Below are 12581 nucleotides of genomic sequence, written 5' to 3'. Positions count from 1 at the left end.
GGGGGGGGGGGGGGGGGGGGGGGGGGGGGGGTTCCTTCCCCAAGCCCACCCCTTCCCGAAACTGGCGGCTGCGCCCCCAGGCCCCCGGGTTCGTTTTCTGCTGCGGGTCCTCCGTGGCTGGTCGCGCCCGCGCGGCGGAGCCGTAAATGTCACAGCCCCGCGCCCCTAACAGGGCGCGCCCCTTAAGGGGCGCGTGTCACAGGGGTGACTGGTTCCGTGGGCGGCCCGGTGGAGCCTAGGGTCGGGGCATGTTCGCTGCCTACGCTGCTCGTATTGACCGTGATCAGCCGTTGAACGGCCTGGAATTGGGTGAGCGGCCCGCTCCCGAGGGCCGGCCCGGCTGGACTACCGTGAAGGTCAAGGCCGCCTCCCTGAACCACCATGACCTGTGGTCGCTGCGCGGCGTGGGCCTCGCGGAGGACAAGTTGCCGATGATCCTGGGCTGCGACGCCGCCGGGATCGACGAGGACGGCAACGAGGTCGTGCTGCACTCCGTGATCGGACAGACAGGGCACGGCGTCGGACCGAAGGAGCCGCGTTCCATCCTCACCGAGCGGTACCAGGGGACGTTCGCGGAGCAGGTCTCCGTACCCGTGTGGAACGTGCTGCCGAAGCCGAAGGAGCTCTCCTTCGAGGAGGCCGCCTGTCTGCCCACCGCCTGGCTGACCGCGTACCGCATGCTCTTCACCAACGCGGGCGTACGTCCCGGTGACTCGGTGCTGGTCCAGGGCGCCGGGGGCGGTGTGGCCACGGCCGCGATCGTGCTGGGGAAGGCCGCGGGGCTGCGGGTCTTCGCCACCAGCCGCGACGAGGCGAAGCGCAAGCGGGCCGTGGACCTGGGCGCCGTGGAGGCGCTGGAGTCCGGCGCCCGGCTGCCGCAGCGCGTGGACGCCGTCATCGAGACGGTCGGCGCCGCCACCTGGTCCCACTCGGTCAAGTCCCTCAAGCCGGGCGGCACCCTGGTCATCTCGGGCGCCACGAGTGGAAACCAGCCCGCGCACGCCGAACTGACCCGCATCTTCTTCCTCGAACTCAAGGTCGTGGGCTCCACGATGGGGACGAAGGACGAGCTGGAGGACCTTTTGTCCTTCTGTGCCGCCACCGGTGTACGCCCTGTCATCGACGACGTTCTTCCGCTGGACCGCGCCCGCGAGGGCTTCGAGCGGATGGAGTCGGGCGGGCAGTTCGGGAAGATCGTCCTGACGCCGTCCTGACGCCGTTCTGAAGCCCTGCTGATCGCTGTGTTGCGCACGCCCGTTGGTGTCAACTGTGGTTGACATCAACGGGCGTGTCAACGTAAGTTGACGTCATGACCGAAGCAACGGATCTCGCCGAGCGCGCGGGCGACCGCGATCCGCGGATCGGGCTGCGGGCCGTCTCAGCCTTGCGACGGCTGCTGGAGCAGCTCGAAGCGGTGCAGGTGCGCAGCGCGCGCAATCAGGGTTGGTCGTGGCAGGAGATCGCCGCGGAACTGGGTGTCAGCAGGCAGGCCGTCCACAAGAAGTACGGGAGGCAGTGATGTTCGAACGGTTCACCAAGGACGCCCGCGCGGTGGTACTGGGCGCGGTCGGCCACTCCGAGCGAATGGGCGCGGAGACGGTCGAGGAGCAGCACATGCTGCTGTCCCTGCTCGACCGTGAGGGCAGCCGTGCGTCGTTCGCCCTGGCCTCCCTGGGACTCGACCGTCACAAGGAGTCAGTGTTGGAAGCCCTAGCCGAGGCGCGGCGCCGGGGTGGGCTGTCGCGCGCCGACGCGGACGCGCTGTCCGGTCTCGGCCTCGACCTCTCGGAGATCGTGTCCAGGATCGAGGAGGCTCATGGCGTGGGGGCCTTGGAGTCCGAAGGGAAGGGCAAGGGGCGCGGCAAGGGGTGGTGGTCCGGGTTCCTCGGCGGGCACCGGCCCTTCACTCGCGGCGCCAAGGACCTTCTCACGGAGTCACTGCGCATCGCGCTGGCCCAGCATGACCGGCACATCGGCGACGAGCACCTTCTCCTCGCCCTCACGGCCCGCCCCGGTGTCCCCGCGGAGGTGCTGGCCGACCACGGGGTGACGTACGCGTCGCTGCGGCGCGTGCTCTACGGCGGCGGCGAGGCGAAGGCGAGCTGAGGGGTGGTGCCCCCCGGAAGCCCTGGAGGCCTCCGGGGGCACCGCCCCCACAGGGGGCGCCCCGCTCAGGACTTGGGCGTCCGCAGCACCGCCCCTATGTGTGCCGCCGCCGTCGACAGGTGGCGGCGGGCGTCGCGCAGCTGTTCCTCCGTCACCCCGTGGTCGCGGGCCGCGTCGCGGATGTCGTCACGGAAGCGGTCCAGGAGCCGGTCGAGGTCGCGGGCGGGGTCACCCGTCGAGTCGTCGTGCGCCCAGGCGGGCTCGTACTCGGCGGGGAAGTCCTCGGGGGTGGCCGCGTAGTCGGGCTCCGGAGTCTGCGGCGTCTCCGGCCGGCCGAAGCCGAAGTCCTTCCCGAACCCCTTGCCGAACTCACCGAATTCCTTGGCGAGTTCGGTGAGGCCCTCGCGTACGCCCGTGGGCCAGTCGCCTCGCGCGAAGTGGTCCTGCACCTGTTCCTGGACACGCTTGGCGACGCGCTGGAACTCCTCCTGGGCCTGCGCCTGCGCCCGCTCCTGCGCCTCCTTGGCCTGGCGGCGCGCCCGTTCGGCCTCGTCGCGGGCCCGTCGGCTCTCGTCCTTGGCGCGCCGGGCCTGCTCCTTCCACTCCTGCTTGACGCGGCGCATCTCCTCCTTCGCGGCGCGCCACGCCTCCTTTTCCCCGTACTCCCCGGAGTCCGTGGGGGCGTCCTCCTGCTCGCCCTGCCATCCCTTGGCGCCGTTGCCCGTGGGACGCCGGCGCGCCTCGCTCGCCGCCACCCGCATCTCACGGCGCAGATCACCCGCCGCGCCCCGCACATCGGCCCGGATCTCGGCGGCGAGCTCCGCCACCGACTCGCGGATCTCCAGCTCCAGGTCGGCCAGCTCGCCGCTGCGGTCGGCCAGTTCGGCCCGGCCCGCGTCCGTGATCGCGTACACCTTGCGACCGCCCTCGGTCGTGTGCGTGACCAGGCCCTCGGCCTCCAGTTTGGCCAGGCGCGGGTACACGGTGCCGGCCGAAGGCGCGTACAGCCCCTGGAAGCGCTCCTCCAGGAGCCGGATCACCTCGTACCCGTGGCGCGGGGCTTCGTCCAGCAGCTTCAGCAGGTAGAGCCGCAGTCGTCCGTGGGCAAAGACAGGAGGCATGTCAAAGCCCCTTCTTGTCGGTCAGGGTGTCGGTGGGGGTGTCGGTCGGGCTGTTGGCCGGACTGCTTTCCGCTTCTGTCCGGTGCACTCCTGCCCCATGCGTCGCGGGCTCCGCATCCCATGGTTCGTCCTCCGCCGGAGGCCTCCGTAGCAAGGCGATCGAGCCCGAGACCGTCGTCGCTTTCAGCCGCCCGGTGCCGGCGCCCAGGCGACCGGTGATCTTGTGGGCGCCCCACTGGCCGCCGACCCGGAGGTCGTCGAAGGCGCTGGAGACGGTGCCGCTCGCGGTGTTGGCCTCGACCTCGGCGTCCGCGGGATGGGGGAGCCGGATGGCTATCTCGCCGGAGATGCTTGTGAGGCTGACGTCTGTGGGGGTGCTCGCGGAGTCGATGTCGAGGATGATCGAGCCGCTCACCGACTCGGCCTTCACGGTCGGGCAGGAGCCCTCGATGACGGTCAGATCACCGGAGACGGAGTTCAGCCGCAGGTCGCCGGCGACGGCCTGCGCCTCCACGTTCCCGGAAACGGTGGTGGCGCGGACGGGGCCCGACAATCCGACCAGTGTCGTGTCACCCGTGACGCACTTGACGTCCGCGCGACCGTCCACCCCGGAGATCACGGCGGAGGCACCGACCACGCCGACCTCCACACGCGTACCAGCCGGAACCGCCAGGGAGACCACCGCGCTGCGGCGCCAGCTCTTGCGGTCGAGCCACTTGAGGAAGCCCTTCCACGGCAGGTCCTCGTACGCCACCGTGAGGGTGCCGTCGGTCTGGGTCACCACGAGGGGCGGGCCCTCTATCTCGGTCACCTCCAGGCGAGTGGAACCCTCGTCGACCCCCACGACGTTCACCGTTCCGTTGACGATTCGCACGTGGAGTGCCGTCACGGGGTCGTCGAACGTGAGCTTCCTTGGCTCTGCGACGGACCACTCGGACATGGTGGGACCTCCTGGGCCGGACGGGCTTGGCGGGGTATTGCGAGAGGTTGCGAGGTACTGCGGAACGGCGCGGCAGGCACCCACCGGACGGTCGCGCCATATCGCGTGTTCCGCTATTCACGATATATCGCGGTCGCGGGAAGTCAAGACACCCGTTCCGGCGACTTCGCAGGGGGTAAAGGGGGTAAGTAGGCGCAAAACGCCCAGGCGTGGGCCGCATCGACGGCGGCCGAACGGGCAAGCCCCGGCAGATCCCGGGTCCCGGCCCCTACTCGTCCTCGTCGGCTACTCGTCGGCTAGTCGTCGTCCTCGTCGTCCAGCCGTGCCAGCCACGTCGCCAGCCGCTCCACCGGCACCTCGAAGTCCGGATTGAGATCGACGAACGTACGGAACTGCTCGGCGAGCCACTCGAAGGTGATCTCCTCCTCGCCGCGCCGCTTCTCCAGTTCCTCGATGCCACGGTCGGTGAAGTACAACTCTTGCTCCTGATGCGGACGGGACGAACCCACGGGCCTACGCCCCCAGGGTAGGCCCGGGCCGCGCATGCCGGATTCGTGCCGCTTGGTGGGGTCGCGTGCAACCAACGGGAGTATTAGCCTCGTCGCAGTTCAAGTGGGCTCCGAGCGTGGCCAGTTGCACGGGGCACGGATGGGGCGTGGGGGCGACGGGGGAGCGGCGTGAGTCATATCCAGGAGATCGAACTGCAGCCCGGCACGGTGGTCACCGCCCGTGTCGGTACGCCGGACAGCTACGGAGGGGACCAGGAGGACGTCGGCTTCACCGATGCCGCCCGGGCCAAGGTCGAACAGCTCCAGGAGCTGATCAAGGGGGTCGGTTCCACCGTCCTCGACGCCGCCCGCGCGGTCGGGCCCACCGAGGCCGCCATCACCTTCGGGGTGGAGCTCACGGCCAAGGAGGGCCTGGCGGTCGCCGTACTCGCCAGGGGCGAGGCCAAGGCGTCCGTGCAGGTCACGCTCACGTGGCAGTTCGACAAGCAGCCGCATCAGAACGGCGCGGGGCCGGCGGCGACACAGCAGGCGGTCACAGGCCAGGCGGCGACTCAGCAGGCGGCGGCACCCCAGGCGGCCGGTACCACGGCGGAAGGCCAGGCAGCCGCGGCCGACGGGAACCCGGTCGCGCATGGCTGAGCGGAACCCTCGTCTGCACGCGCTCGCCAAGGCCGCCACCGTCCACCTCCTGCCCGCCGAGGGTGACAATCCGCCGATGTGGGGAAGCGGATTCTTCGTCGCGCCCGGCTGGGTACTGACCGCCGCGCATGTGCTGCGCCCGCACCTCGCGGCGGATCAGGGCGTCGTCTTCAGGGTGCGCGGCGAGGTCGTCGATGCCGAGGCACGCCTGGAGCGCTGGCTGATCACCGACCCGCGCAGACGTCCCGTACCGCCGGAGGAAGACCTCGCTCTGGTGCGCCTGGCCGGGGACGCCGACGCCTACGAGCACGAGTGTGTCTGGCTCGCCGACCGGGCCGTACGGCACTCGGGCGCCCTCCAGGTGTACGGCTACCGCCCCGAACCGCCGCAGAACCCGCGCCAGGCCGTGCGGTGGGACGTGGCGGCCGAGATCAACGGGCACGACGACACCTACGGACTGATCTTCAAGCCCGATGTCGCCTTCCCCCACGGCGTCTCGGGCGGGCCGCTGCTCGATCCCGCCACCGGAGCCGTCGTCGGACTGACCAAGTCGCGCCGGACCCAGCAGGACGGGGGGATGGCGGTGGCGATCTCCGCGCTGCGCCGGTTCGGCGACCTCTACCGCAAGGTCGTGGCGGCCCACGACCGGTGGCACGGCGAGGAGCCGGTCTCAGGGGGCGGCGACAACTGGGTCGACCTACAGGCCGGCGCCGCCCCCGGCGGAGAGGACTGGGGTCCGGCCGACCGCCGGGAGGCGCTGGGCCTGCTCGCCGCGCTTCCTCCGCCGCCCGATGCGCCGACCGTGGAGTTCCTCTCGGTCAAGGCGAGAAGCGGTCACAGATGGGCGGGCGAGACGCCCGAGCTGGTGAGCTGGCGCGACGGTCACGGGCTGCTCTACGAGGGAGCACAGCCGCTCGACTCACTCGCGTTTCTGCGGTATCTGCGGTACGTCGAGGAGTATCTGCGCTCCCGGGGCGGCGATCCCGCGGCGCTCGGCGACTGGATCAAGAAGCGGCTGCGCCGGGACCCGCGCCGCGCCATGCACGACTTCGTCAGGGACGTCCGCCTCCCCGAGGCCCTGCTGCTGCCCTGCCCCGAGGACGCCTCGCAACGCGTCGTGATCCCCTACCCCGGCCCCGGGGAAGGGCCGACGACGGCCGTCCTCCTCGATCCGGTGATCGGCTCGAAGCCCACCCGCTTCTTCTGGCAGATCTGGCTCGACTGCGGCGACGGCGTGAACGAGCCCGAACTGTACGCGGCGGACAGCTCGATCCAGGGCCACCTGCCCGGCGAACTCGTACAGGCCCTGCGTACGCCGCTCGGCACGCTGTTCCGCGCGAAGGACCGGGAAGGCCTCCCCGTGCCGCTCGAAGTCGCCCTGCCCGCCGAGTACTTCGACACCGCCGTGCACCGCTGGCGGTTCGACGACATCGCCGAACTGGACGACGCCGGGCACGTGGGAGCGCGCCGCAGGGTCGTGCTGCGCTCCCTCGCGCGCCGGGGAGAACCGGACAAACTCTGGGCCGACCGCTGGGAGGCGATGACGGCGGAGCGCCGATTCAGCGGCTGGCGCACCCCCGAGCGCGGTGTGAGCCAGAGTGCCCTCAGATATCAGGAGGCCGCGTGCGACCGGGTCCCGGTCATGTGCCGCCCGGCCGGGTCCGGCCCCGGTCGTGCCGCGATGAAGCTCGCCCTGGACAGCGGTCACGGCGTGGCGCTGTGGCACATCGACGGGCACGCGACCCGCGTCTGTCCGGAGTCCTGCGACACGCTTCACGCGAAGGCGCAGGAACTCCTCGGCACGCTCGGCTCCGTCGCCGAACTCCCCGACCGTCTGCGGCACATACGGCAGGAGATCAGCGAGCGGCGTGCCGGCCGCCGCTGGGCGGAACCCCTGGCCCTGCTGTACGACGACCCGCGGCGCCCGCTGCCGGCGGAGGAGACCGAACCCGTGGACGCCCCGCTGTGAACGCCACGCGCCGCGCTGCGAACGTCACGCGCTCCGCCGCCGGCGTCGCGACATACGTCCATGAGGCTTGGCCGGAAACGATCGTGTGGCAGGCCCCTGGCGGGTACGTTTTCAGGGGCCCGCTGTGGGCGCCCGACGCCCCCGTCGGCCAGGACGTGGATGACCACCGACCGTCGACGAGGAGCACACCATGAGCGAGTGGTTCATCTACGAGGGAACCGGGGGGCCGGATCCGGACAAGATCCTGCGGCTGCCCGACCCTCCGCCCTGGCGCGCCTTCGACGCCCCCGTCGTGACCTACGACGTACCGCCCTTCGACTCGTCGACGCATCGCAGGCTGGGCGCGCGCACCATCCCGCTGCCCATCCAGGACTCAGGAACCCTGGAACTCATCAACGCCGCCCTCTACTTGAGGCGCCCGCTCCTCGTCACCGGCGAGCCGGGCGTGGGCAAGTCGACGCTCGCCCACTCCATCGCGTACGAACTCGGCCTCGGCCGGGTCCTGGACTGGCCGATCGTCAGCCGCAGCGAACTCAGGGACGGGCTGTACACGTACGACGCCATCGGCCGCCTCCAGGACGCGCAACTCGACCGCGCCACGCACCCCGGCGCGTCGGCTCCGGAAGCCCCGGAAGCCCCGGAAGCCGCGGCCGGCCCGTCGGTCCCGGCATCCGAGCAGCCCGGCGGACAGGTGTCCGAGGACATCGGCCGCTACATCAGGCTCGGACCGCTCGGCACCGCGCTGATCGCCTCCGACCGGCCGCGGGTCCTGCTCATCGACGAGATGGACAAGAGCGACATCGACCTGCCCAACGACCTCCTCAACGTCCTGGAGGAAGGCCGCTTCGCCATTCCGGAGCTGGAGCGGATCGCCGACCGGCCGGGGCAGCGCACCGTGAAGGTGCTCACCGACGACGGGCGGCGCGTCGAGGTCACCGACGGCCAGGTCCGCTGCCGGGCCTTCCCGTTCGTCGTCATGACCAGCAACCGCGAACGCGAGTTCCCGGCACCGCTCCTGCGCCGCTGTATCCCCCTCGACCTCAAGGCGCCGCGCGACGAGCGCCTCGCCGCGCTGGTACAGGCGCACTTCGGCGACGGCTCGTACGAGGACAACCGCGACATCGTCGACCAGTTCACGGAGGCAGAGGCCGACGGGGCGCTGCGCCCCACCGACCAGCTGCTCAACGCCATCTTCCTCGCGCAGCACGCCGCCAGGGACGCTTCCGACCGGCGCGAGGAGATCTCGGAGCTGCTGATGCAGCCCCTGGACCGCGGGCCCAGGTAGCCAGATGACCGCCCAGGCTCCCGACACTGCACCGACCGACGGTGCGAGCCCTGAGCTCGTGGCGCTGGTCGCGCGCATGCGCGAGGCGGACATCCCGCCCGGCGTCGAGGAGCTGGCGGACGCACTGTGGCTGGCCCGCTGGCTGCCCGCGCCGGCCGAGCCCCCCGCCGAGCCCTCGTCCGGCCCGCCGAGCTCCGTTCCGCGGCCGGGTGACAGCGACGGGAGCGGCACCTTGCGGGCGCGGCTGCCGTCCATCCGCGGCCAAGTGGGAGGCGAAGCGGAGGGCGAGGCCGAAGAGCCCGACAGCGCACGGCTGTTCGCGCCCGGGGCGGGCGGCGAGGGACGCGGTGCCCGGATGGTGCCCGTGCGGGTGCCCGCCGCACCGGCACTGCCCGAACCCCTCGCGCTGCAACGAGGGTTACGCCCCCTCCAGCGCTACCGTCCGCCCGTACGCTCCGTGCCTCGCACCCTCGACGAGCGGGCCACCGCCCAGCGGGCCGCCGAGTCCGGGCTCGTACTGCCCGTCCTGCGCGCCGAACGGCGCCGCGAGGCACGGCTGCTGCTCCTCATGGACGTCTCCACCTCCACGGTCGTATGGCAGCAGGCACTGGACGAGTTGCGCCAGGTCTGCGAGCGCGCCGGGGCCTTCCGCGAGGTACAGGTGCAGTATCTGCACGAGGCCGCGGACGGGCTGCCGGGCTGCGCCGCCACACCCGAGCGCGCCGGTCCGCTGCACGCCCCCGAACAGCTCACCGACCCCACCGGACGGCGCCTGACGCTCGTCCTCAGCGACTGCGCCGGACCCATGTGGCGCAGCGGCCGGATGCAACGGCTGCTGTCCCGCTGGGCGTCCGTGGCGCCGGTCGCCGTCGTACAGCCGCTGCCGCAGCGCATGTGGCTGCGTACGCATCTGCCCGCCCGGCGCGGGATGCTGCACCGGCGTGAAGGGCCTGCCGGCACGCTGGAGTTCACACCGGAGCGGGGGAGGGCCGAGCGGGGTGCGCTGCCCGTGCCCGTGCTCGCGCTGCGACGGCATTCGGTGGAGGGCTGGGCCCGGCTGATCGCGGGCTCCACCGGCCAGTCCCTGTCCGCCGCCGCGGGCTGGGTCCGCGCCGACCACACGGCCTCCAGCGCGCCGGTGCGGGCCACGGAGGACATCACGGGCGAGGAGCGGGTACGCGCCTTCTGGCGCCCCGCGTCCCAGGAGGCCCGGCGGCTCGCCGTGTACCTGTCCGCGGTGCCGCTGTATCTGCCGGTGATGCAGCTCGTCCAGTACGCGATGCTCGCCGGGACGGGGCCCGACGTGCTCTCCGAGGTGTTGCTGAGCGGGCTGCTCAAACGCCGAGAGGACGCGGACGATCCGCGGGCCGTACGGTACGACTTCCTGCCGGGGGTGGCCGGGGAACTGCGCGCGCGGCTCGCCGTCGACGAGGTCGAGCTGCTGTTCAAGCACTGCTCGGAGTACGTGGAACGGCGGTTCGGACGCAGCGCGCGGAACTTCCCGGCGCTGGCGGGCGCGTTTCTGCGGGGGGCGGTGGAGCCGCCCACGGACGCGGGTCCCTTGTCCGGCCCTGACGAGAGGGAACCGGCGGGCCTGCGGGCGTTCGCCGAGGTGTCGGCGGAGGTGCTGCGGGACCTGGGGCAGCGACTTCCTTCGTCGCCTCTGCCGCCGATGGACTCGGACGAACTGGTCGGCAAGGGCCGGGCCGCGTTCGAGCGGTACGAGCGGGAGGGGCTCACCCGGGAACTCGACGCGGCGGTGGGGTACTTCGAAGAGGCCCTGTCCTTCGCGCGCACGACCAGGGGACGCGACCGGGCGGCGGAGGAGCTGGCCGAGGCGTTGCTGGCGCGGTGGCGGGTGCGGCGGGTCGTCGAGGATCTGCGGGACGCGCTCGCGGCGGCGGAGCGGGCGGGGACGGTTCGGGGGAGCTTGCTGCGGGGGCTCATCTACTCGCAGTACGCCGAACCGAGCGTGACCGAGGGGCTGTCCGAGGAACTGCCCGAGGACGTGCGCCGTCAGGCGCTGGAGCTGGCCGACGCCCGCCATCCTGCCAGGCGCTGGGCCTTCTATGAACTGGTCCGCCGCGCCGACACAGAACTCAGCCGGGTGCTGGACGACACCTCGACTGCCGCGGAGGCCGTGGAGCGCCGCAGGATCGCGGCCGAGAGGCTGCCTGTCATCCGCGATGCCGTGGCCAGGGCAGGCGCCAGCTTGCCCGCGTCGGCCGAGGCCGGCGGGGAGCACGAGTGGTACACCGCGCACCTGGTCCGTGCGATCGAGGCCGCCGGCGTACGGCTGGAGTTCCCGGACCCCGAGAGCGGGCACATGGCACGCGGAGGGCTGCGGCTCGCCCTCGCCAGGTACTACCTGGGGCGCGGCGAGATCGAGAACGCACCGGAAGACGTCGACAAGGACCGGGCCCGGGAACTCGCCGGTGGGGCCACCGACGACTTCATGGCCGCCGTTCGCTCCCCGGACGCCCTGCCGGACGAGGAGCGCTGCCGTGCCTGGCTGGGCGTGGCGTCCGCCATCGAGATCGTCCAGTCGTCACGAGGCGAGGACGGCAGGGGGCGCCCGGCGATCCTGCAGGCCGTGGACCAAGCGCTGCTGATCGCGGGCGACAACACCGACCTGCGGTTCGAATGTCACGTGTGGGCGGCCCGTACGTACTTGCAACGCTATTTCGGGACAGGACGCGGCGTCGACATCAATTGGTCCATCACCGCCTGGGAGGAAGCCGTAGCCCTGCTGGACGAGGACGACACGCGGCGGGCCGGTGTGCTGGTCGAATACGGCACCGCACTGTACGAACGGAGCACAGGGCACCTCAGAAAGCGCGACATGGACGCGGCGGTACGGGCCCTGCGCGCCGCGGTCGACGCGACACCCGAGGGGGATCCCGAACTGCCGGACCGGAGGCTCAAACTGGGCTACGTCTACCGCTTGCGCTACGGGTGGTTCAGCCATGTACTCGCCGACCTCTACGAGGCCGACTGGATACTGGGCGAAGCCGCCCGGGGGGCGGGCACACCGCACGTCGCGATGTATAGCTGGCTCGAACGAGGCCACGTCGCGAAGGAGATCTCGACCCGGACCGGAAACGTCAGCCACCTGCACCGCGCCGCCGAGTATTACCTGAACGCGGCCCAGAGCGCCCAGGACACCGATGACCGGGACGCTGCCCTCGACGCCCGCGAATCCCGAGCCAAGGTCTTCGAACAGCTCAACGCACCCGACCGCGCCCTCACCGAATACCGCGAGGCCCTGCACCTCACCGAAGACCGGACCCGCACCGAAGTCCTCCGCCATCACATCACCCGCCTGGAATCCGAAACGGCCGACGAGTGACCGCCCCTGTGGACGAAAGCGGCATACCCCTGCCCGAGATTCCCCTCCCGGAGCACACGGACCACCCGGTTCTCGCCGCCATCCTCGCCGAACTCCGCAGCCGGGCCGGGGAGACCACCGTCGTCGCCCACTACGAAGACGCCCCATGACGCGAGGCCGCACAGAACACCCCCGCTGGCCGCACGCCGTCCTCGACACGGCGGCCCACCGCCCCACGCCCTTCCGGCAGTTCGTGCTGAAGGTGCACAGCCGCTGCAACCTGAACTGCTCCTACTGCTACATCTACCAAGGAGCGGACGGCAGTTGGCGCGACCGTCCGGCCCGGGTGGCCGAGCCCACCATGCTGCGGACCGCGGAGCGCATCGCCGAGCACGTACGGGAGCATCGACTGACCGGCATCCGGATCGAGCTGCACGGTGGCGAACCCCTCCTCGGCGGCCCCGCTCCCGTCCTCGCGTACGCCCGAACCGTACGGGCAGCGGTGCCCGAGACCTGCCAGGTCACCGCCACCGTGCAGACGAACGGCACCCGGCTCACCGAACCCACCCTCGACCGGCTCGCCGCGGCCGGGATCCGGGTCGGCCTCAGCCTGGACGGCGGCCGGGCCGGGCACAACGCGCGCCGGGTCGACCGCACGGGCCGTCCCGCCTGGCCCGCCGCCCG

Annotated in this window: 12 protein-coding genes; 9 read left to right on the top strand and 3 right to left on the bottom strand. The window is 71.7% G+C overall.

Annotation, left to right across the window (positions count from 1 at the left end):
* Positions 1-248 precede the first annotated feature (248 nt).
* The 3 genes from FE633_RS31670 (at position 249) to FE633_RS31660 (ending at position 2106) form a co-directional block, all read left to right on the top strand.
* Positions 249-1214, top strand: a complete 966-nt coding sequence (locus tag FE633_RS31670; protein WP_138048616.1) for a zinc-binding dehydrogenase — start codon at positions 249-251, stop codon at positions 1212-1214.
* Between the two features lie 95 nt (positions 1215-1309).
* Positions 1310-1519, top strand: a complete 210-nt coding sequence (locus tag FE633_RS31665; protein WP_010984411.1) for a helix-turn-helix domain-containing protein — start codon at positions 1310-1312, stop codon at positions 1517-1519.
* Complete coding sequence (locus FE633_RS31660; protein ID WP_138048615.1) at positions 1519-2106, top strand: Clp protease N-terminal domain-containing protein; 588 nt, start codon at positions 1519-1521, stop codon at positions 2104-2106. Before FE633_RS31665 ends, FE633_RS31660 begins: the two co-directional genes overlap by 1 nt.
* 65 nt (positions 2107-2171) lie before the next feature.
* Here FE633_RS31660 and FE633_RS31655 read toward each other — a convergent pair whose 3' ends face one another.
* The 3 genes from FE633_RS31655 to FE633_RS31645 form a co-directional block, all read right to left on the bottom strand.
* Positions 2172-3227 (bottom strand): PadR family transcriptional regulator, encoded by a 1056-nt coding sequence (locus FE633_RS31655; RefSeq protein WP_138048614.1) that lies wholly within the window; start codon positions 3225-3227, stop codon positions 2172-2174.
* A gap of 1 nt (position 3228) precedes the next feature.
* Positions 3229-4167, bottom strand: a complete 939-nt coding sequence (locus FE633_RS31650; RefSeq protein WP_138048613.1) for a DUF4097 family beta strand repeat-containing protein — start codon at positions 4165-4167, stop codon at positions 3229-3231.
* 296 nt (positions 4168-4463) lie between these two features.
* Positions 4464-4643, bottom strand: a complete 180-nt coding sequence (locus FE633_RS31645; RefSeq protein ID WP_138048612.1) for a DUF6104 family protein — start codon at positions 4641-4643, stop codon at positions 4464-4466.
* A 201-nt stretch (positions 4644-4844) separates the two neighbouring features.
* Between FE633_RS31645 and FE633_RS31640 the strand changes: the two genes are divergently transcribed.
* From FE633_RS31640 to FE633_RS31620, 6 genes are all read left to right on the top strand, one after another.
* Positions 4845-5315, top strand: coding sequence for a CU044_2847 family protein (locus FE633_RS31640; protein ID WP_246113925.1), 471 nt, complete (start codon positions 4845-4847; stop codon positions 5313-5315).
* On the top strand, positions 5308-7284 hold the full coding sequence (locus FE633_RS31635) for a VMAP-C domain-containing protein (protein WP_138048611.1): 1977 nt from the start codon (positions 5308-5310) through the stop codon (positions 7282-7284). Before FE633_RS31640 ends, FE633_RS31635 begins: the two co-directional genes overlap by 8 nt.
* A gap of 190 nt (positions 7285-7474) precedes the next feature.
* On the top strand, positions 7475-8569 hold the full coding sequence (locus FE633_RS31630; RefSeq protein WP_138048610.1) for an AAA family ATPase: 1095 nt from the start codon (positions 7475-7477) through the stop codon (positions 8567-8569).
* Positions 8570-8573: 4 nt separating this feature from the next.
* The gene (locus tag FE633_RS31625; RefSeq protein WP_138048609.1) at positions 8574-11918 is read left to right on the top strand and encodes an SAV_2336 N-terminal domain-related protein; all 3345 of its coding nucleotides are present in this window, start codon (positions 8574-8576) and stop codon (positions 11916-11918) included.
* A complete protein-coding gene (locus FE633_RS47460; protein ID WP_171060188.1) occupies positions 11915-12067 on the top strand; it encodes a hypothetical protein in 153 nt (50 codons plus the stop codon). Before FE633_RS31625 ends, FE633_RS47460 begins: the two co-directional genes overlap by 4 nt.
* Positions 12064-12581 (top strand): radical SAM protein (locus FE633_RS31620; RefSeq protein ID WP_138048608.1); only part of this gene is annotated, 518 nt, incomplete at its 3' end. The genes FE633_RS47460 and FE633_RS31620, both read left to right, overlap by 4 nt.

This window comes from Streptomyces montanus, assembly GCF_005786655.1.
In the GTDB taxonomy this organism is placed as follows: domain Bacteria; phylum Actinomycetota; class Actinomycetes; order Streptomycetales; family Streptomycetaceae; genus Streptomyces; species Streptomyces sporangiiformans.
This window is presented reverse-complemented; position numbering and strand designations above follow the sequence as displayed.

Excerpts from the sequence above, each read along its gene's own strand:
- FE633_RS31670 (WP_138048616.1), top strand. The coding sequence starts at position 249 with ATGTTCGCTGCCTACGCTGCTCGTATTGACCGTGATCAGCCGTTGAAC.
- FE633_RS31665 (WP_010984411.1), top strand. The coding sequence starts at position 1,310 with ATGACCGAAGCAACGGATCTCGCCGAGCGCGCGGGCGACCGCGATCCG.
- FE633_RS31660 (WP_138048615.1), top strand. The coding sequence starts at position 1,519 with ATGTTCGAACGGTTCACCAAGGACGCCCGCGCGGTGGTACTGGGCGCG.
- FE633_RS31655 (WP_138048614.1), bottom strand. The coding sequence starts at position 3,227 with ATGCCTCCTGTCTTTGCCCACGGACGACTGCGGCTCTACCTGCTGAAG.
- FE633_RS31650 (WP_138048613.1), bottom strand. The coding sequence starts at position 4,167 with ATGTCCGAGTGGTCCGTCGCAGAGCCAAGGAAGCTCACGTTCGACGAC.
- FE633_RS31635 (WP_138048611.1), top strand. The coding sequence starts at position 5,308 with ATGGCTGAGCGGAACCCTCGTCTGCACGCGCTCGCCAAGGCCGCCACC.
- FE633_RS31630 (WP_138048610.1), top strand. The coding sequence starts at position 7,475 with ATGAGCGAGTGGTTCATCTACGAGGGAACCGGGGGGCCGGATCCGGAC.
- FE633_RS31625 (WP_138048609.1), top strand. The coding sequence starts at position 8,574 with ATGACCGCCCAGGCTCCCGACACTGCACCGACCGACGGTGCGAGCCCT.